Genomic DNA, 17,593 nt, shown 5'->3' with positions numbered 1-17,593 from the left:
GCCGCTGCGGCATTTTTGCCACGCTTTCCTTGCGTCCCGCCCCTTGTGCGAATCCGCTCGGGCGGCCACCATTAAGAAACGGATGCCTGAAGCTGGAGAAGAATTTGGGCCTGACGCCTACGACCCCCGTTGCGACGCCTTCCAACGAAACCCTGCTGGAATTTCCCGACAACAGGCTGCTGATCGACCTGTGCGGTGCGAATGACCGGCACCTTGCGCGGATCGAAGAGGCGCTGAGCGTCCATATCCTGAGACGGGGCAACCAGCTTGCCGTGGTCGGCACCCCCGAGGCGCAGGCCGAGGCCGCGTTGATCCTGCGCGGGCTTTACGCCCGGCTGGAACAAGGCCGCCCGGTCAGCATGGCCGAGGTCGAGGCCGCTCTGCGCATGGGCGTCGATCAGGGGACCGAGATCAGCCCCTCGGAACAGATCGAGATGTTCGCGGCGGGCAATTACGAACTTCGCACCCGCAAGAAATCCGTCGAACCGCGCACCGACGCGCAGAAAGCCTATGTGCGGTCGCTGTTCGAACATGAACTGGCCTTCGGCATCGGCCCGGCAGGCACCGGCAAAACCTATCTGGCGGTGGCGGTGGGCGTGACGATGCTGATCGGCGGTCATGTGGACAAGATCATCCTGTCGCGCCCGGCGGTCGAGGCGGGTGAGCGGCTGGGCTTCCTTCCCGGCGACATGAAGGAAAAGGTCGATCCCTATATGCAGCCGCTTTACGACGCGCTGAACGACTTTCTTCCGGGCAAGCAGATGCAAAAGCTGATGGAGGAAAAGCGCATCGAGATCGCGCCGCTGGCCTTCATGCGCGGGCGGACGCTGGCCAACAGCTTTGTCGTTCTGGACGAGGCGCAGAACGCCACCACCATGCAGATGAAGATGTTCCTGACCCGTCTGGGCGAGGGGTCTCGGATGGTGATTACCGGCGACCGCACCCAGATCGACCTGCCGCGCGGGATCCATTCCGGGCTGGTCGATGCCGAGCGTATCCTTGACGGGGTCAAGGGAATCAGCTTCAGCTACTTCACCGCCAAGGATGTCGTGCGACATCCGCTTGTGGCCCGCATCATCGAGGCTTATGACACCGAAGATGCTGCGGCCTTGGCGCGTGGTGAAACAGAGGGACCGCGCGGACAATACGCACCCCGCCGGGCAATGCGAGGCGATGCCTGACGACATATCCACCGATTGCGTCATCGAGGATGACCGATGGGAGACAGCCGGGCTTGAAGCGCTGGCGGGTCGCGCCGTGACGGCTGCGCTGCGCTGGCACGATATCGGCGGCGAGGTCGTGGTCATGGGCTGCGACGACGCCCGCATCGCCGCGCTGAACGCCGATTTTCGGGGCAAGCCACGGGCGACGAATGTGCTGTCATGGCCCTCGGTCGAACATCTGCCGCATGAACCGGGCGCGCGCCCCGAGCTTCCCGATGAGGAAGAGCTTGGCGATATCGCCATCGCCTATGAGACCTGCGAGGCCGAGGCCCGCGCGCAGGACAAGCCTTTTGACGATCATGTCACGCATTTGCTGGTCCATGCGACGCTGCACCTGCTGGGCTATGATCACCTGAACGACGCCGACGCGGAAACCATGGAGAGCGCCGAGCGTTCGATCCTGTCCGCGTTGAACATTCCCGATCCTTATCAAGAGAAAGTGTGATGAACTCCGAGTCTCGATTACCCGACCAACCCCTTGGTGACGATGCCGCCTCTGCGGCAGATGGCGTCGGGGGGGAAGGCCGGGACGTTCCCAGTTCGCGTGGTTTTCTTGGTCGTTTCATCGATGCGCTGACCGGCGCGGATAACGAGGAAGAGGCACGGGCGAAAAGCGCCGAAGCCGCGCCGGGCCTTTTGAACCTGCGCCGGATGCGGATCGACGATGTCGCGGTGCCCAAGGCAGAGATGATCGCCGCTCCGGTGACGATGCCTCTGGAAAATCTGGTCGGGCTGTTTCGCGAACACGGTTTCTCGCGCCTGCCGGTCTATGAGGATTCGCTGGACGGTCCCCTTGGCATGGTTCACCTGAAAGATCTGACGCTGAAGCACGGCTTTGGCGGCGATGGTGATGGCGATTTCGATCTGCGGTCGATGCTGCGGCCGGTTCTGTATGTGCCGCCCTCGATGCCGATCGGGGTGCTGTTGCAGCAGATGCAGGCGAAACGCACCCATATGGCGCTGGTCATCGACGAATATGGCGGGGTCGATGGTCTGGTCACCATCGAGGATTTGATCGAACAGGTCATCGGCGAGATCGAGGACGAACATGACGAAGCCGAAGCGGCCATCGTCACGACCGAGAAGCCGGGACAATGGCTGGTTCAGGCCCGCGCCGATCTTTCGGTTGTCGAGGCCGTGACCGGGCTGCGGCTGCTGGATCGCGATGTCAGCGATGATGTGGACACGCTGGGCGGTCTGGTCTTCATGCTGGCGGGCCGTATTCCGCCGCGCGGCGAGATCATCGCCGATCAGCAGGGCGTCGAATACGAAGTCGTGTCGGCCGACAGCCACCGGATCAACTCGGTCCGGCTGCGTGCGCCAAAACCAGCCTCGAACAGGGGTGGCGTGGATCAATCGAAAGAGGTTGGCGAGGGCTGAGGGGCAACCCTCGGCCCCCTGCTTCCGGGGCTTATTCGGCGATGGCCCGCGCCAGATCGGCGGTGACTTCGGGCGGCAGGTCGGGGCCGAACTGATGGCCGCAGCCATCGACCGCCACGGTCACCGCTGCGGGGATTTTCTCGGCCCATTTCTGCAAATGCTCGAAAGGCACGAAGTCGTCGTCGCGGCTGTGATACATGCGGATCGGGCCGGCTTGGGGCAGGCGTGTGGCGAAATCCGTGGCAAAACCGAAATCGTCGCCGCCCCATTCGTGATCGGCCAGTTTGTAAGGCACGGCCAGCAGGAACAGCGCCGCAATGCCGTGATCCTGCCCGCTTTCGGACAAGAGCTTCAGCACCGCCGCCCCGCCCAGCGAATGCGCCACGACAATCCCGCCCGTGGGCAGCGCCTTTAGCGCCGCTTCAAGCGCGGGCGCTGTGCTGGCCCAATCAACCGCCTCAAGCCCTTCGATCTTCGGGAAGGCCACATTGACGCCCGGCAGCGCCGATTGCAGAGCGGCGGCGATGGCGGCATCTTCGTCATGGGCACCTTCTCCGGCGCCCTGAATGAAAAGGATCGTCGTGGCAGTCATGGTAATCTCCCTGATTTGTGATATATTTTATATACCAGTATCTAAATGGTATTGGTTTGTCAAGGGAGATGCGCGATGACGGCGAACAGGTCCGGTTGTCCTATAAATATGTCGCTGGAACTGATCGGCGACCGTTGGAGCCTGATCGTGCTTCGCGACATCATTTTCGGCGACAAGAGACATTTCACCGATCTGCTGCGGCGGTCAGAGGAAAAGATCACCCCGAAGATCCTGACCGACCGTCTGGAGCGGCTGGAGCGCGAGGGCATCCTGACCCGCAGCCCCGACCCGACGCACAAACAACGCAGCATCATCAGCCTGACTGCGAAGGGGATTGATCTGCTGCCGGTGCTGATCGCGCTGTCGAACTGGGGCACCGCGCATCTGGATGTCGCGCCGCGTTTTGCCGAACGGGCGCGGGCTATCGAGGCGGGGGGTGACGGATTTCTGCGGGCGCTGATGGCAGAGCTGCGGCGCGAGCATCTGGGCGAAGGGGGCGATGCCCCCGAAGGCAGCGCGCGGACGCGGTTGCGACAGGTGGCGCCGCCAGCGGGTTAATTAAGGTTAGACCAGCACGATCAGCGCAGAAATCAGCGCTACACCGAATGTGAAGATATCGAAGAACAGCGTTCGGCTGACCGAGCCAAAGTAATAGGGCGCGACACCAAGCGTGACTGTTGCCGGAAAGCGCTGGCGGTCGGTGGCGAGCCTGCGAACTCTTGTTCCGGTATAGACCCAAGCCAGCCCGGATAAACCTGCGAACACAATCCAGACTGTCGTTCCCGCCATGAGACAAAGGGCAATCAGGAACGGCGTCACTAGGTCAATAATTTTCTTGTCAGCTGACTCGCGCCAGCGGGGATGGAAATAGCGGAATACACCATAAAGCTGCGCACATAAGATCAAATAGATTATGCCGAAAGAAAGGATGTAAACTGCCAGTGCCGACAAGAACCGTCCCCTTGCAACATGCCGCATTCATCGGCGTAAGCATGTCATGAAACACCCGCAAATCCAGACGCCCGTAACAGTATTTTCCGCGTTAGGCTGGTCTGAGCACGCTCACGCGTGATCTTCGAAATGCATCAATGCCGCATCGATGAAACGGGCGCGGTTTTCTGGAGTACACATCATCACCTCGTGCCGCACACCTGCCATTTCCAGCAACTCCGCCTCGGGCCAGCGGGTCAGGCGGTCGCGGATGGCGGCAGTCGAGACGATCCGCTCTTCATCGCCCAGTGTGACCAGCGTCGGGATGTTGGGTGAGGGCAGCCGGGACAGGCGGACGCATTCATTCAATGCCTTGCCGACCCAATTATAACTTGCGCCGCCGATGGTCATATGCGGCCAGGCGGATGCCTCGCGCAGCATGATCGCCCATTGATCGGCGTCATGGGTTAAAAGGTTGGCACTGAAAGCCTCGTCCAGCAGATAGGTGCCCGCCGAGCCGCTGCCCGGTGCGGCGTTGCCGCCACGTCCCAGCCGGCCCGCCAGATAGGCCATCCCGACCGCCACGCCCTGTGGCATCTGGCGCAGGTTGATGCCCCACATCGGGGCCGAAAACACGGCGCTCTGAACCGGCAGATCGGCATGCAGTCCCGCAAGTGCGATACAGCCGCCCATAGAATGCGACAGCAAATGCCATGGCCGGGGCAGGTCAAGTTCGGTCGCGGCGACGATCATCTCCAGCAGATCAAGCTGATAATCGGCGAATTCCCGGACATGGCCGGGGCGCGGATTGTCCTGCAAACGCGCCGACATGCCCTGTCCGCGCCAGTCGATCGACAGCACATCATAGCCCGCATCGGTCAGCGTCCGGGCAATCCTTGCATATTTTTCGACATATTCGGTGCGACCGGGCAGCAGCAGGACGCTGCCGCGCGGTTCGGTTTGGCTACGCCAATGGGCGATGCGCAACCGGACCCCGTCCTCGGCGGTCAGCCACCACGCATCTGCCGGGCGAAGCGGATCGCCGGGAAGCTGGTGGAAAGGAGCGGGTTCCATGTCGCGCTGGCCCGGTCCGGTCAGGACAGCGCCTGACCCAGTTGCATCGCCACGCCCATCGAGCCGTCGATGCTGAGTTTGCCGGTCATGAACGCTGTGGCGGGATTCACGTCGCCGCTGAGAATGCCCTCAAAGGTTTCGCGGCTGGCGGTCAGCGTCACCTCGGCCTCTTCGTCACCGGCGCGCACGCCGTTTTCGTCGATCATGATCGCGCCTTCGCCCTCGATCACGAATTTGGCGGTCGAGCCGAAGCTGTCGATCTTCTGGCTCAGTTTCTCGACGGCGGCGTTCACAACATCGCTCATTTCAATCCTCTCATCGCGCTTTGACTGGCGCCCGTCCTGCGGGCTGGTTACATTCCGCATATGCGCGTCCTTGCTGCAATATTCCACAATGTCGTCACGGAACTCCATGCCGGAATTCTGACGATTTTGTGCGTTCTGACCGTCTTGGCGGGGCTGTTTACGCTTCCCGCGCCAGCAAATGCGCAGGCGACCGACATGGATGCGCTTTTCGAGCGGCTGCAACAGCCCGAGGGAGAGGGGTGGCGGTTGGCCGAATCGGATATCCTGCGGGAATGGTCGAAATCGGGTTCGGCCTCGATGGACCTGCTGTTGCAGCGTGGCGAACAGGCGCTGGATGAGGGCAATTCCGAAGCTGCCATCGGCCATCTGACGGCGCTGGTCGATCACGCGCCCGAATTTGCGGCAGGCTGGCAGGCGCGCGCCGCCGCCTATGCCTCGATGGGACAATTCGGCCCGGCGCTTGCCGATCTGGCCGAGGCGTTAAGGCTGGAACCGCGACAGTTCGCGGCGCTGACGCAACTGGGTTTCATGCTGGAGGAAGCGGGCAATGACACCCGCGCGCTGGCCGCCTATCGCGAAAGCCTGAAAATCCATCCGCACCAGCCCGAGGCGATTGATGGCGTCGCCCGTCTGGAAAAACTGCTCTCCGGCACCGAAATCTGATCGCATGACACTTCAGGAACGGGGCCGGGTCACGGCCATCCTTGGGCCGACTAATACCGGCAAAACCCATTACGCGATCGAGCGGATGCTGGGTCATCGCACCGGCGTCATCGGATTGCCGCTGCGCCTGCTTGCGCGCGAGGTCTATGACCGGATCGTCAAGGCGCGCGGTCCCTCGGTCGTGGCCTTGGTCACCGGCGAGGAACGGATTGTCCCCGAACGGGTGCAATATTGGGTCGCCACCACCGAAGCCATGCCGGAAATCGGCGCGGATTTCGTGGCCATCGACGAAATCCAGCTTTGCGCCGACCCCGAACGTGGGCATGTCTTCACCGACCGCCTGCTGAACATGCGCGGGCTGCACGAGACGCTGTTTCTGGGCAGCGACACCATGCGCCCGGCGATTGCCGCGTTGGTCCCCGGCGTGCAGTTCCAGCGGAGAGAGCGGTTTTCGGCGCTTTCATGGTCCGGCTCGAAAAAGCTCAGCCGGATGCCCGCGCGCTCGGCCATCGTCGGCTTCAGCGTCGATGATGTCTATGCCATGGCCGAGCTGATCCGCCGCCAGAAGGGTGGTTGCGCCGTGGTCATGGGCGCGCTCAGCCCGCGCACGCGGAACGCGCAGGTCGAGATGTATCAGGCAGGCGAGGTTGATTATCTGGTCGCCACCGATGCCATCGGCATGGGGCTGAACCTCGACATCCGCCATGTGGCCTTCAGCGCCACCCATAAATTCGACGGCCGCCGGGTGCGCCCGCTGTTTCCGCATGAGATGGGCCAGATCGCGGGCCGGGCAGGGCGGCACACTGAATCCGGCACCTTCGGGGTCACGGGTGAGGCCGCGCCGTTGGACGAGGGCCTGATCGACGCCATCGAAAACCACCGCTTCGCGCCGATCCAGCGGCTGACATGGCGCAATACCAGACTTGAATTCGGCACGACCGAGCGGCTGGTGGAAAGCCTTGAGGCGCCATCGGGGCACGAATTGCTGGGCCGTGGCCGCGAGGCCGATGATTTGCAGGTGCTGAAATCGCTGCGCGACATTCCCGAAATTCGCGACCGGGTGCAGGGCGGCAAGGATGTGCGGCTTTTATGGGATGTCTGCCGCGTTCCCGACTTTCGCGGGATTTCACCCGCGGAACACAGCAGTTTGCTGGCGCGAATCTTCGGTTTCTTGCAGGATGGGGCGATTCCCTCGGACTGGCTGGCGCGTGCGGTCAACCGGATCGACCGGACGCAGGGCGATATTGACGCGCTGTCGAAACGGCTGGCCTATATCCGCACCTGGACCTATGTGGCGCAACGCAATGGCTGGGTTCAGGACGAAAGTCATTGGCGTGGCGAAACCCGCGCTGTAGAAGACCGTTTGTCAGACGCATTGCATGCGGCGCTGACGCAAAGATTTGTGGACCGGCGCACATCGGTATTGTTGCGCCGGCTCAAACAGAAGGAGAGCCTTGTGGCTGAAGTGAATGACAAGGGCGAAGTGACGGTCGAGGGCGAATTCGCCGGCCGTCTTGAAGGGTTCCGTTTCCGCCCCGACCAGACCGCCACAGCGGATGAGGCGAAGATGCTGAACCGCGCCAGCTACGAGGCGCTGCGCCCGGAATTCAGCCTGCGGGCCGACCGGTTCTACAACTCGCCCGATACAGAGCTTGATTTCACCGAACAGGGAGGCCTGATGTGGGGCACCGCTGCGGTGGGCAAGCTGGTCAAGGGCGCGGATGCGCTGCATCCCGGCGTCGAGGTTTTCGTGGACGAGGAAGCCGGTCCCGAGATCTCGGAAAAGGTGAAGCGCCGCTTGCAGCATTTCATCGACCGCAAGGTCGCGGCTTTGTTCGAGCCGCTGATCACCTTGCAGAAGGATGAGGCGCTGACCGGGCTGGCGCGCGGTTTCGCCTTCCGTCTGGTCGAATCGCTTGGCGTTCTGTCGCGCGACACCGTCGCCAATGAGGTGAAAGAGCTGGATCAGGACGCCCGTGGCGCGCTGCGCAAGCATGGCGTCCGCTTTGGCCAGTTCACCATCTTCATGCCCGCGCTGCTGAAACCCGCGCCGACCCGGCTGCGGCTGGTGCTGTGGTCCTTGGCCGAGGGTCTGGACGAATTCCCCGAAAGCCCGCCCCCCGGTCTGGTGACGATCCCGCATATCCCGGAAGTGCCGGACGGGTATTATACGCTGTCGGGCTATCGCCCCGCAGGCGACCGCGCGATCCGCATCGACATGCTGGAGCGTCTGGCCGATCTGCTGCGCGCGCAGGACACCCGCAGCGGTTTCGAGGCCAACCCTGACATGCTGTCGATCACCGGCATGACGCTGGAGCAATTCTCTGGGCTGATGCAGGGTCTGGGCTATGCCGCCGAAAAGGGCGAGCGTCCGAAGGTCAAAGCGGCAGAGACCCCGGTGGTCGAGCCTGTGGCCGAGGGCGAAGGCTCTGACGCGCCGATGACCGAAGAGGAAAGCGTTCTGGCGGCCGAGACCCGCGCCAAGTGGGAAGCCGAACAGGCCGAAAAGCGCCGTGCGGAACGCGAAGCTGCGGAAGCAGCGGGCGAAGTCGTGGAAGAGACCGAGGTTGCGGCGGAGGACGCAGCCCCGGTCGAGCAGGAGATGGAAGTCTTCTACACCTTCCGCTGGGCACCGAAGCCGCGTGGCAACCGTCGTCCGCAGGGCGAAGGGCAGGGCCGTCGTGGCGGTGGAAACCAGCAGCGGCGCGAAGGCGGTGCGCGCGAGGGTGGTTCCCGTGAAGGTGCACCCCGCGAGGCTCGTGCCGATGGCGAACGTCCGCAGGGCAATCGCGAAAAGCGCGAGGGTGGCTTTGGCGGTGGCAAGCCGCGCGGTAAGGGTGGCCCGAAAAAGGGCGGCAAGCCGCAGCAGTCGCACAGCCCGAAAACCTTCTCGTCGCGTCCCGAAAAGAAGGCCGATCCCGACAGCCCCTTCGCGATCCTTGCGACGCTGAAGGACCGCAAATAGTGGCTTTAGCCAAGCATTGCGCCGGGGGGCGATCCCCGGCGCTGACCGTTCCGGCATGAGCGCCGAAATCCGCATCGCCGCCGCCGCAATCCTTGACCGGCAGGGGCGGCGCATGCTCATGGTCCGCAAACGCGGCACAGCCTTTTTCATGCAGCCGGGCGGCAAGATCGATGCCGGCGAAACCCCGATTGAGGCGCTGATCCGCGAATTGCGTGAAGAACTGGCGCTGGAGCTTGCACCGGATCTGTTGCGTCACCGGGGCATCTTCTCGGACCATGCCGCGAATGAGGACGGGATGATCGTGACCGCCGATCTGTTCACCGCCTTCGCCGATCCCCAGATCACCCCGCAAGCCGAGATCGAAGAGGCATTGTGGCATCCGGTCGGACAGGCCCCCACCTTTCCTTGCGCGCCGCTGAGCCTGAACCATGTCCTGCCCCTTGTCCGCAGGTTGACGCACGAGGTTTCCGCATGAGTGACGACACGCTGCGTCTAGACAAATGGCTGTTTCACGCGCGCCTGTTCAAGTCTCGCGGGCTTGCCTCGGAGCGAATCGAAGGCGGCGGCGTGCGTCTGAATGGACAGCCCTGCCGTAAGCCCGGTCATGTGGTGCGGGCAGGGGATGAACTGGTGATTTCGGCCCATGGGCGCGTGCGGGCGCTGCGGGTTCTGGAACTTGGGACACGGCGCGGACCCGCACCGGAAGCCCAAGGTCTTTATCAGGATCTGAACGAGGACGAACCCGAGCAGGGCTGAGCGTTTTATCGGGCCAGGGTTGCCCGGCCTCGTTCCCTTGCTGCCGCGCGGTTCGGGTTGTGAAAAATCCGCCGCACATCTGCTGCCCGGACCCTGAACAAGCGGATTGAAATTCGCTTCGATCCGCCTGCCGACGAACAACATCTTCTCCGGCTTCACTTGCCCGAAATTGCCGTCTTTTCCGTCACACTGGCCTTGAATGATTGTTAGACCGGGCGTAACTGTCGCCGCGGAAGGAACTGGAGCCCGGAATGACCTACGTCGTCACTGATAATTGCATCATGTGCAAATACACCGATTGCGTCGAGGTCTGCCCCGTCGATTGTTTCTACGAGGGTGAAAACACGCTGGTCATCCATCCTGACGAATGCATCGATTGCGGCGTCTGCGAACCGGAATGCCCCGCCGATGCGATCCGCCCGGATACCGAGCCGAACATGGAAGACTGGGTTGAATTCAACCGGAAATATTCCGAACTCTGGCCGGTCATTACCCAGAAGAAAGATCCGATGCCAACCGCCGCCGAACTGGACGGCACCGAAGGCAAGCTGGAGAAATACTTCTCGGAAGCGCCGGGCGAGGGCGATTGATCCGCCCCGGACGAGGCGGGTTGATTGTCGCAAGAAAATAGGGGCGATTCGCGGGATTGTTTTTCGGATTGCCTTGAGGAAATTTTCTTAACGTGTTGATTTAAAACAATATAACTTGAAATTTCGCCCAAATTGACGCTCGCGTCGCCGACCTTTTTTTGAGGTCGTTTTTATGCTATATATTCGACACATTCGCATTCGGACCGTGGTCTGCTGAAAAACGGACCATTTTCGAATGCGTTGCTGCTGCCGAATACCCCATCTCCTCTGCAGGAACTGGGCAATAAAACATGATTAACACGAACCGGGGCGGCTTTCGCCGCTAGCGGTTTTTTGTGTCCTTAAGCCAAGGACGCCACCTAGAGGAAGCCCGATGTCGAAAACCAAAAAGAACGAGTTTCGCCCCGATGATTTCGTCGTCTATCCGGCCCACGGTGTTGGCCGGATCGTGTCGATTGAAGAGCAGGAAGTCGCGGGGCTGCGTCTGGAAATGTTCGTCATCTCGTTCGAAAAGGACAAGATGACCCTTCGTGTTCCCACTGCCCGCGCCTCGGAAATCGGCATGCGCGGCCTGTCCACCCCGGACCTGATCGAACGCGCGCTTGAGACGCTGAAGGGCAAGGCCCGCGTCAAGCGTGCGATGTGGTCGCGCCGGGCGCAGGAATATGACCAGAAGATCAATTCGGGCGATCTGATGTCGATCGCCGAAGTGGTGCGCGACCTGCACCGCAATGACGACCAGCGCGAGCAGTCCTATTCCGAGCGTCAGCTTTATGAAGCTGCGCTGGACCGTCTGACCCGCGAAGTCGCCGCCGTGAAAGGCCTTGACGAAGGCGCCGCGCAGAAGCGCGTGGAAGAGGTGCTGACCTCGCGCGCCGCCTGAACCTCAGGTATTGGCCGACAGCAAAAGACGCCCCTTTGCGGGCGTCTTTTTCGTTTCCGCGCCGTTGACAGCATCATGTGCTGCGATGCAATATCGCGGCGTTCTCTCGGGGTACATCGGCATTCGGCCGGAAGGGCAAGGCCCGCCCGCTGACTTTCAGCATGTGGAGAGATCATGCCCACTATCCAGACCCATCAGAAACGCGCCAAGCTGCTGTGCCGCTGGCATCGCGATGGCAATACCTCGATCGGCGAAAAGGTCCGGCTGCTGCCGCGCTTTCGCGACCTGACCGATCAGGAAATCCTGAACGCGCCGCTGACGCTGATGCAGGCGCAAGAGATCGTCGCGATCGAGGCCGGTTTCCGCAACTGGGCCGATCTGAAGGCCCACGCCGATCCTGTCCCGGCCAATCCGCAGGATACCGACGCTACCGCGCACCTGTCGCCCGCGATCCCCATCCTTTTCGTCAGCGACGTCCCGCGTGCCGCGCAGTATTACAGCGACGCCTTGGGGTTCGAGATCGATTTCCTTTACGGCGAGCCTGCCTATTACGGCTCTGTCAGCCGCGACAGCGCCTGTCTGCATCTGCGCTTCGTCGGTCAACCCAATTTCGCCGAACTGGCGGCGCGTGAGTTGTCGCTGATCGTGGCAACCATCGAAGTTTCTGATGTGAAGGCGATATTCCAGGACCTGACGGAACGCGGGGCCGAGATCGCGCAAAAGCTGACGATCCAGCCGTGGGCTGGCACCGATTTCCATGTCCGCGATCCCGATGGCAATGTCATTTCTTTCGTTGAGTTTCGGGTGAACTGACCCTTCGGTCGCGTTCTGTGTCGGGTGCGGAATCCATTCATTCCAAAGAAAGGCTTCCGCACCATCAACTGTGGGGTGAAAGATGCTAAACTATCGAAACGGGACCGGATTCAAATAGCGCGCAATCATTGAAAGTCTTTTTGCCGATCCGGGCGAGAATGCCGATTGCGGCGCTTGCCAGTGCTGCACGATGTGTTCCACAATCCATATCGACCGCAGATCGCAGGAGGCGCTGATGGATATCCGCTATGTCTGCTCTGACGAAGAGCATAAAACCGATGCCGTGCTGAGTGCGGTGGCGGCAAGGGCAGGGGCCTTGGGCATCGCCCTTGCCGGGACGGTGCAGCCGGTGGATGCCGACAGCCCGCCCGAAAAGTGCAACATCATCCTTGGCCTGCTGCCGGATTTCGAGCGGCGCAGCATCAGTTTCGATCTGCAACCGGGCATGACCGGCTGTCGGCTGAATGCCGAGGCGCTAGAGGCGGCGGTGATGGTCGTCCATCAGCGCCTGCCTGCCGCGCAAGCGCTGGTGGTCAACAAATTCGGCAAGCAAGAGGCTGCCGGGCGCGGTCTGGTGAATGCGATTGGCGAGGCCTGCGAACGCGGTCTGCCGGTGCTGGTCGGCGTGTCGCCCGAATGGCGTCAGGCGTTTCTGACCTTCGCCGGCGGTAAGGCCGAAGCGATGCCCGCCGATGAGGATGCGATACTGGAATGGCTGCGCGCGGCCTTGGCCGACGCGGCGGCGTAAGAGGAGAACACCGATGAAACTCAGCGCAAGAAATGTCCTGCCCGGCACCGTGGTCGAGATCGTCACGGGCGCCGTGACCAGCCATGTCCGCATCGATCTGGGCGGCAGCATCGTCACCGCCGCGATCACCAATGACGCGGTGAAAGAGCTTGGTCTGGCGGTGGGCAGCCGCGCCTCGGCCGTCATCAAGGCGTCGGACGTGATGGTGGGCGTGGATGAATGACGCCGCTGCGGATGCTCTGCGTCCGCATGAACTGGCCGTGCAGACCCCTCAGCGTTTCGACGCGCAATTGTGGTTCATTGGGCGTATCCGCACGCCCTGGACGCAGCGCAAAGATTGCCCGCATCGCGGCGACGCCGAGAACGGCCCGGATTGCCGGATCGAGCTTTTCGAGCCGTGGGCGCCTGGCCTGACCGGGGTTGAGGCACGAGAGCGGTTGCAGATCCTCTACTGGATGGATCGGGCGCGGCGCGATCTGGTGTTGCAGAACCCGAAATTCGGCGACAGCGCCACGGGCACCTTTTCGCTGCGTTCACCGGTGCGTCCCAATCCTATCGCCTCATCGGTGGTGCGGCTGCTGGCGGTCGATGGTCCGGTGCTGACGGTGCGCGGGCTGGACTGTCTGGACGGCACCCCGCTTCTTGACATCAAGGCAGAATTCGGAGCGCTTCCATGATGCAATTTCCCCGCTACATCTTTGCCGGTCTAGCCCTTGCAATAGCGGCGATCCCCGCGCTGGCCTTCGATGGCAAGACCATCACCGACGCCACCGGCCGCGAGGTGCAGGTGCCCGCGAACCCGGCCAAGGTCTTTGCCGCCGGTCCCCCCGCCGCCACCCTGCTTTATACGCTGAAACCCGAGGCGATGGTCGGCTGGGTTCGTCCGGTGAAGCCTGCCGACCGCCCCTATCTGCTGCCCGAGACGCACGATCTTCCCGAACTGGGTCGCCTGACCGGGCGTGGAGATACGGTGAACCTTGAGGTTCTGCTGTCCACCGGCCCCGATCTGATCGTCGATTACGGCACCATCAATGCCACCTATATCGACCTTGCAGGGCGGATACAGGAACAGGCGGGCGTGCCCTATGTCCTGATCGACGGCAGTTTCGCAGCGATGCCGCAATCGATCCGGCAGATGGCCGATGTGCTGAACGTGCCCGAGCGTGGCGAGGCGCTGGCAAGTTACGCTGAAAAGACGCTGGCCGATCTTGATATGCTGCTGGCAGATATCCCTAAGGATGCGCGGCCAAAGGTCTATCTTGCCCGCGGGCCAGAGGGGATCGAGACTGCTGGCCCGTCCTCGATCAATGCCGAGGTCATTACCCGGGTCGGCGCGGTAAATGTGGTGACATCGGATAGCGATGGGCTAGCCAATGTCTCGCCCGAACAGGTGCAGGCATGGGCGCCTGACGTGATCGTCACCATCGACCGGGACTTTGCCGCCAATGTCGGCGCGATGCCGGAATGGCAGGGCATTCCGGCGGTCGCGAATGGCCGGGTCTATCTGGCGCCATCGACGCCTTTCGGCTTCATCGACGCGCCGCCCTCGGTCAACCGGCTGACGGGCGTGATCTGGCTGACCCACACACTTTACCCGGATGCGGCCAGTGGTGACATGCGGACCGAAATCGCGGATTTCTATGAGCTTTTCTACGGCCTTCGCCCCGATGATGCCGCGCTGACGGCGCTGTTGGGTGACTGAGCGCAGGCTGTCATGGCTGCTTGCACTGGCCCTGATCGCCACGCTGATGATCGGGGCGATGATCGGGCCTTATGCGCTGACGCCGTCGCAGATCGTCGCGGTTCTGGGCGGTGACCGCTCGGACCCGCAGGCGGTGACGGTGCTGTGGAATATCCGGCTGCCACGGGTGCTGGCGGCGGCGGTGGTCGGCGCAGCACTGGCGGCGGCAGGGGCGGCCTATCAGACGGTGTTTCGCAATCCGCTGGTCTCGCCCGATATTCTGGGCGTCTCGGCGGGGGCGGGATTCGGTGCGGTTCTGGGTATCCTGCTTGGCCTGCCGGTGATGGCGATCCAGATACTGGGCTTCGTGACCGGGTTGACGACGGTGGCGATCGTCCTTGGCCTGACGCTGGCGCTGCGAGGGACCGGGCAGGTGCTGGTGATGGTCCTCTGCGGGATTGCCATCGGTGCGCTGGCAGGGGCGGGGATATCGCTGGTGAAGCTGCTGGCCGATCCCGACCAGCAATTGCCCGCGATCACCTTTTGGCTGATGGGCAGCCTTGCCGGGATCAAGCGCCCCGATATCGGCGCGGCCTTGCCCGCCTTGCTGATCGGGCTTGCGCCGCTGATCGCGCTGCGCTGGCGGATCGGGCTGTTGGCGATGGGCGATGACGAGGCGCGCGCCATGGGCATCGATGCCACCCGGCTGCGGCTGCTGGTCATCGCCTGTGCCACGCTGATGACGGCGGCGGCGGTGTCGATGGCGGGGGTGATCGGCTGGATCGGACTGATGGTCCCGCATATGGCGCGGCTGTTGACCGGCCCGCGCTTTGACCGGCTGCTGCCCGCCTCGATCCTGATCGGCGCGGGTTTCATGGTGCTGGTCGATACCAGCGCCCGCAGCATCGCCACGATAGAGGTGCCGCTGGGCATCCTGACCGCCGTTCTGGGCGCGCCGATCTTCGTCTTTCTGCTGGCGAGAGGGGCGAAATCATGGAGCGAATGACCCCACTGCTATCTGCATCCGACCTTGCCATCGGCCATGGCGGCAAAGCGCTGTTCCAAGGCATCGACCTGCGGCTAGAGCCGGGCAGGGTGCTTTGCCTCCTCGGCCCCAATGGCGCGGGCAAGACGACGCTGTTTCGCACATTGCTGGGCCTGATCCCCCCGATAAGCGGCAGGATCATGCTGGGCGATGACCCGTTGTCACGGCTGTCGCGTGTCCAGATCGCCACTCGCCTTGCCCATGTGCCGCAATCGCTGACGACCCCTTTCGCCTTTACGGCTTTGGATATCGTGCTGATGGGGGCCGCGGCTCTGCTTGGCCCATTCTCACGCCCCGGCCCGGTCGAGCATCAGCAAGCGATGATCGCGCTGTCGCGGCTCGGCATCGCCGATCTCGCACAGACCGAGATTACCCGGCTTTCGGGCGGTCAACGGCAGCTTGTCCTGATCGCGCGGGCCTTGGCACAAGAGGCGGGCGTTCTGATCATGGACGAACCGACCGCCAGCCTCGATTTTGCCAACCGCGTTCAGGTGGCCAACGCGATCCGGCAGCTTGCTGTGGCGGGCACCGCGATCATCCTCTCCAGCCACGACCCCGATCAGGCCGCAGCGCTGGCCGATGATGCCTTGTTGCTCAACCGCTCGGGCGTGATTGCGTCGGGAAGTGCCCAAGAGATCCTGACGGCGGAAAACCTGTCGCGGCTCTACGGCATCCCGGTGCGGCGAGAGCGCAGCACGGACGGGCGGCTGCATTTTTCCTAACATTTATGCAGCATAATTATTTTATATCAATGAACTAAACAAGTAATCTAACAAAATAGATAAGGGTCGTGGAATCGAAATTTCAATCGGAAACTATGTAAAATCGCGGAGCCTCTGCCTGCGACCTCACGCATTTTGTCGGGCAACGCTTAGGCGAGATCCATCATGTCCACGCTTGCAGAGGTAGACCCATAGCGGTGCGGACGAGAGACGGTATGCGTTCCCGGTCAGCGAATCTCGACCAGCAGACCGCAGATGGGTTTCGGACGATAATTAGACAATTCATCATCTTACCATCCCGTCGTCGACGGGTGCAGAACTTAGGATGATTGGCAAAAAGAAAAGGCGTCGCATTGAAACGCCTTAGCTCAAGAAGTTTTACAAAGTTCGGCTCGTTCCGACCTAGAACGGTAGTATGGAATATTTTTTTGTAAAAATTCTATAACATATTGAAAATAAAAACAAATGTATGGAGTTCTGGCGATTGATTGCCTCGCATTTATAAACATTTTAAGGGAAAAGGCAAGTTCCTCTAGCATAATTTACACTTTGCTGCGCAAAGAACTGGCTTGTCGCCGCCTGCTATTTGGGAGCCGCAGCGACAAGCCAGTTCTGCATCTCGTCAGCGTTGTGAGCGAATTTGCTGCATCTATTTTTTTTGGGGGGCCGGGGGGCGGCAACATCGCTAAGATCGACCGTTCTGCAAGATTACTTTGCCATTTCTTCAACGAAGAGCTCAGGAAGGGGGGCGAGAGGTCTATGGTCAGCGCTCCGATGATGCTTCCTCGGCCATCACCTCGGTCAGAAGATCCGGGAGACCAACGCCAAGGCAGTTGGCCAACTCTGCCAGGACGGTGAGCGTGCGCTGGCGATTTGATGTTTCCAGAAGGGAAATGTAACTCGGGGACAGCTCGGTGCGGAAAGCCAGCTCTTCCTGCGACAGACCGGCCTCACGCCGCTTGGGTTTCAGCACCTTCCCGAAGGCTCTGATCAGTCTGGCATTTGTCCGCTCCATCCCCAAGCTAATGGAGAAGACGTGCAGATGTATATATTAACTATAGTCATAGTTTTGCGGTTTCTTGGGAGGGGTTGCTGGCACGGCTGGCGGGACTGTGGGAGGATATCCTGGATGCGCTGAACCACGCTGGGATCGCCCCAGACAAGCTGCAGATGGCCGACAGCACAGTGATCCGCGCCCATCATCATGCGGCGGGCGCAAAAGG

At 61.9% G+C, this 17,593-nt stretch carries 22 protein-coding genes and 1 pseudogene; 18 read left to right on the top strand and 5 right to left on the bottom strand.

The features are described from left to right. Positions 1-104 precede the first annotated feature (104 nt). From JJJ17_RS06825 to JJJ17_RS06815, 3 genes are read left to right on the top strand one after another with little or no spacing between them, the layout of a single operon-like run. On the top strand, positions 105-1,181 hold the full coding sequence (locus tag JJJ17_RS06825) for a PhoH family protein (protein WP_200684887.1): 1,077 nt from the start codon (positions 105-107) through the stop codon (positions 1,179-1,181). Next, positions 1,174-1,668 (top strand): rRNA maturation RNase YbeY, encoded by a 495-nt coding sequence (gene ybeY / locus JJJ17_RS06820; protein WP_200684885.1) that lies wholly within the window; start codon positions 1,174-1,176, stop codon positions 1,666-1,668. The genes JJJ17_RS06825 and ybeY overlap by 8 nt, the downstream gene beginning before the upstream one ends. After that, positions 1,668-2,603: a hemolysin family protein gene (locus tag JJJ17_RS06815; protein WP_200684883.1), complete on the top strand. Its 936-nt coding sequence runs from the start codon at positions 1,668-1,670 to the stop codon at positions 2,601-2,603. The genes ybeY and JJJ17_RS06815 overlap by 1 nt, the downstream gene beginning before the upstream one ends. Positions 2,604-2,634: 31 nt before the next feature. Here the strand turns inward: JJJ17_RS06815 and JJJ17_RS06810 are convergent, their stop codons facing one another. Further along, positions 2,635-3,195, bottom strand: a complete 561-nt coding sequence (locus JJJ17_RS06810; RefSeq protein WP_200684881.1) for an alpha/beta hydrolase — start codon at positions 3,193-3,195, stop codon at positions 2,635-2,637. Between the two features lie 75 nt (positions 3,196-3,270). On the opposite strand from JJJ17_RS06810, the gene JJJ17_RS06805 reads away from it, so the two are divergent. Continuing rightward, positions 3,271-3,753, top strand: a complete 483-nt coding sequence (locus tag JJJ17_RS06805) for a winged helix-turn-helix transcriptional regulator (protein WP_200684880.1) — start codon at positions 3,271-3,273, stop codon at positions 3,751-3,753. Between the two features lie 6 nt (positions 3,754-3,759). Here JJJ17_RS06805 and JJJ17_RS06800 read toward each other — a convergent pair whose 3' ends face one another. From JJJ17_RS06800 to JJJ17_RS06790, 3 genes are all read right to left on the bottom strand, one after another. Next, on the bottom strand, positions 3,760-4,146 hold the full coding sequence (locus tag JJJ17_RS06800; RefSeq protein WP_200684879.1) for a hypothetical protein: 387 nt from the start codon (positions 4,144-4,146) through the stop codon (positions 3,760-3,762). A 111-nt stretch (positions 4,147-4,257) separates the two neighbouring features. Then, complete coding sequence (locus tag JJJ17_RS06795) at positions 4,258-5,199, bottom strand: alpha/beta fold hydrolase (RefSeq protein WP_200684878.1); 942 nt, start codon at positions 5,197-5,199, stop codon at positions 4,258-4,260. Positions 5,200-5,219: 20 nt separating this feature from the next. Next, positions 5,220-5,504, bottom strand: coding sequence for an SCP2 sterol-binding domain-containing protein (locus tag JJJ17_RS06790; protein WP_200684877.1), 285 nt, complete (start codon positions 5,502-5,504; stop codon positions 5,220-5,222). Between the two features lie 195 nt (positions 5,505-5,699). Here JJJ17_RS06790 and JJJ17_RS06785 point away from each other — a divergent pair, with 195 nt between their 5' ends. The 13 genes from JJJ17_RS06785 (at position 5,700) to JJJ17_RS06725 (ending at position 16,370) form a co-directional block, all read left to right on the top strand. Then, a complete protein-coding gene (locus JJJ17_RS06785; protein WP_200684876.1) occupies positions 5,700-6,167 on the top strand; it encodes a tetratricopeptide repeat protein in 468 nt (155 codons plus the stop codon). Positions 6,168-6,171: 4 nt separating this feature from the next. After that, on the top strand, positions 6,172-9,132 hold the full coding sequence (locus tag JJJ17_RS06780) for a helicase-related protein (RefSeq protein WP_234463970.1): 2,961 nt from the start codon (positions 6,172-6,174) through the stop codon (positions 9,130-9,132). Positions 9,133-9,187: 55 nt separating this feature from the next. Next, the gene (locus JJJ17_RS06775; protein WP_200684875.1) at positions 9,188-9,607 is read left to right on the top strand and encodes an NUDIX hydrolase; all 420 of its coding nucleotides are present in this window, start codon (positions 9,188-9,190) and stop codon (positions 9,605-9,607) included. Next, on the top strand, positions 9,604-9,888 hold the full coding sequence (locus JJJ17_RS06770) for an RNA-binding S4 domain-containing protein (protein WP_200684873.1): 285 nt from the start codon (positions 9,604-9,606) through the stop codon (positions 9,886-9,888). The genes JJJ17_RS06775 and JJJ17_RS06770 overlap by 4 nt, the downstream gene beginning before the upstream one ends. A gap of 251 nt (positions 9,889-10,139) precedes the next feature. Continuing rightward, the gene (gene fdxA, locus JJJ17_RS06765; protein WP_200684871.1) at positions 10,140-10,478 is read left to right on the top strand and encodes a ferredoxin FdxA; all 339 of its coding nucleotides are present in this window, start codon (positions 10,140-10,142) and stop codon (positions 10,476-10,478) included. A gap of 373 nt (positions 10,479-10,851) precedes the next feature. Beyond that, on the top strand, positions 10,852-11,361 hold the full coding sequence (locus JJJ17_RS06760) for a CarD family transcriptional regulator (protein ID WP_200684870.1): 510 nt from the start codon (positions 10,852-10,854) through the stop codon (positions 11,359-11,361). A gap of 174 nt (positions 11,362-11,535) precedes the next feature. Beyond that, a complete protein-coding gene (locus JJJ17_RS06755; RefSeq protein ID WP_200684869.1) occupies positions 11,536-12,174 on the top strand; it encodes a VOC family protein in 639 nt (212 codons plus the stop codon). 235 nt (positions 12,175-12,409) lie between these two features. Continuing rightward, complete coding sequence (locus tag JJJ17_RS06750; RefSeq protein ID WP_200684868.1) at positions 12,410-12,922, top strand: DUF2478 domain-containing protein; 513 nt, start codon at positions 12,410-12,412, stop codon at positions 12,920-12,922. A 13-nt stretch (positions 12,923-12,935) separates the two neighbouring features. Next, complete coding sequence (locus tag JJJ17_RS06745) at positions 12,936-13,145, top strand: TOBE domain-containing protein (RefSeq protein WP_200684867.1); 210 nt, start codon at positions 12,936-12,938, stop codon at positions 13,143-13,145. Continuing rightward, a complete protein-coding gene (tsaA, locus tag JJJ17_RS06740) occupies positions 13,138-13,599 on the top strand; it encodes a tRNA (N6-threonylcarbamoyladenosine(37)-N6)-methyltransferase TrmO (protein ID WP_200684866.1) in 462 nt (153 codons plus the stop codon). Before JJJ17_RS06745 ends, tsaA begins: the two co-directional genes overlap by 8 nt. Then, on the top strand, positions 13,596-14,624 hold the full coding sequence (locus JJJ17_RS06735; protein ID WP_200684865.1) for an iron ABC transporter substrate-binding protein: 1,029 nt from the start codon (positions 13,596-13,598) through the stop codon (positions 14,622-14,624). Before tsaA ends, JJJ17_RS06735 begins: the two co-directional genes overlap by 4 nt. Beyond that, positions 14,617-15,609, top strand: a complete 993-nt coding sequence (locus JJJ17_RS06730) for a FecCD family ABC transporter permease (protein WP_325168781.1) — start codon at positions 14,617-14,619, stop codon at positions 15,607-15,609. Before JJJ17_RS06735 ends, JJJ17_RS06730 begins: the two co-directional genes overlap by 8 nt. After that, a complete protein-coding gene (locus JJJ17_RS06725; protein WP_234463969.1) occupies positions 15,606-16,370 on the top strand; it encodes an ABC transporter ATP-binding protein in 765 nt (254 codons plus the stop codon). Before JJJ17_RS06730 ends, JJJ17_RS06725 begins: the two co-directional genes overlap by 4 nt. 763 nt (positions 16,371-17,133) lie before the next feature. Here the strand turns inward: JJJ17_RS06725 and JJJ17_RS06720 are convergent. Then, entirely contained in the window at positions 17,134-17,343 is a 210-nt protein-coding gene (locus JJJ17_RS06720; protein ID WP_325168780.1) for a helix-turn-helix domain-containing protein, read from the bottom strand. Between the two features lie 128 nt (positions 17,344-17,471). On the opposite strand from JJJ17_RS06720, the pseudogene JJJ17_RS06715 reads away from it, so the two are divergent. After that, positions 17,472-17,593, top strand: a pseudogene (locus JJJ17_RS06715) (IS5/IS1182 family transposase); the annotation flags it as partial.

Source organism: Paracoccus caeni, assembly GCF_016629665.1.
GTDB classification, from domain to species: domain Bacteria; phylum Pseudomonadota; class Alphaproteobacteria; order Rhodobacterales; family Rhodobacteraceae; genus Paracoccus; species Paracoccus caeni.
This window is presented reverse-complemented; position numbering and strand designations above follow the sequence as displayed.

Excerpts from the sequence above, each read along its gene's own strand:
- ybeY (WP_200684885.1), top strand. The coding sequence starts at position 1,174 with ATGCCTGACGACATATCCACCGATTGCGTCATCGAGGATGACCGATGG.
- JJJ17_RS06815 (WP_200684883.1), top strand. The coding sequence starts at position 1,668 with ATGAACTCCGAGTCTCGATTACCCGACCAACCCCTTGGTGACGATGCC.
- JJJ17_RS06810 (WP_200684881.1), bottom strand. The coding sequence starts at position 3,195 with ATGACTGCCACGACGATCCTTTTCATTCAGGGCGCCGGAGAAGGTGCC.
- JJJ17_RS06805 (WP_200684880.1), top strand. The coding sequence starts at position 3,271 with ATGACGGCGAACAGGTCCGGTTGTCCTATAAATATGTCGCTGGAACTG.
- JJJ17_RS06795 (WP_200684878.1), bottom strand. The coding sequence starts at position 5,199 with ATGGAACCCGCTCCTTTCCACCAGCTTCCCGGCGATCCGCTTCGCCCG.
- JJJ17_RS06790 (WP_200684877.1), bottom strand. The coding sequence starts at position 5,504 with ATGAGCGATGTTGTGAACGCCGCCGTCGAGAAACTGAGCCAGAAGATC.
- JJJ17_RS06785 (WP_200684876.1), top strand. The coding sequence starts at position 5,700 with ATGGATGCGCTTTTCGAGCGGCTGCAACAGCCCGAGGGAGAGGGGTGG.
- JJJ17_RS06780 (WP_234463970.1), top strand. The coding sequence starts at position 6,172 with ATGACACTTCAGGAACGGGGCCGGGTCACGGCCATCCTTGGGCCGACT.
- JJJ17_RS06775 (WP_200684875.1), top strand. The coding sequence starts at position 9,188 with ATGAGCGCCGAAATCCGCATCGCCGCCGCCGCAATCCTTGACCGGCAG.
- JJJ17_RS06770 (WP_200684873.1), top strand. The coding sequence starts at position 9,604 with ATGAGTGACGACACGCTGCGTCTAGACAAATGGCTGTTTCACGCGCGC.
- fdxA (WP_200684871.1), top strand. The coding sequence starts at position 10,140 with ATGACCTACGTCGTCACTGATAATTGCATCATGTGCAAATACACCGAT.
- JJJ17_RS06760 (WP_200684870.1), top strand. The coding sequence starts at position 10,852 with ATGTCGAAAACCAAAAAGAACGAGTTTCGCCCCGATGATTTCGTCGTC.
- JJJ17_RS06755 (WP_200684869.1), top strand. The coding sequence starts at position 11,536 with ATGCCCACTATCCAGACCCATCAGAAACGCGCCAAGCTGCTGTGCCGC.
- JJJ17_RS06750 (WP_200684868.1), top strand. The coding sequence starts at position 12,410 with ATGGATATCCGCTATGTCTGCTCTGACGAAGAGCATAAAACCGATGCC.
- JJJ17_RS06745 (WP_200684867.1), top strand. The coding sequence starts at position 12,936 with ATGAAACTCAGCGCAAGAAATGTCCTGCCCGGCACCGTGGTCGAGATC.
- tsaA (WP_200684866.1), top strand. The coding sequence starts at position 13,138 with ATGAATGACGCCGCTGCGGATGCTCTGCGTCCGCATGAACTGGCCGTG.
- JJJ17_RS06735 (WP_200684865.1), top strand. The coding sequence starts at position 13,596 with ATGATGCAATTTCCCCGCTACATCTTTGCCGGTCTAGCCCTTGCAATA.
- JJJ17_RS06725 (WP_234463969.1), top strand. The coding sequence starts at position 15,606 with ATGACCCCACTGCTATCTGCATCCGACCTTGCCATCGGCCATGGCGGC.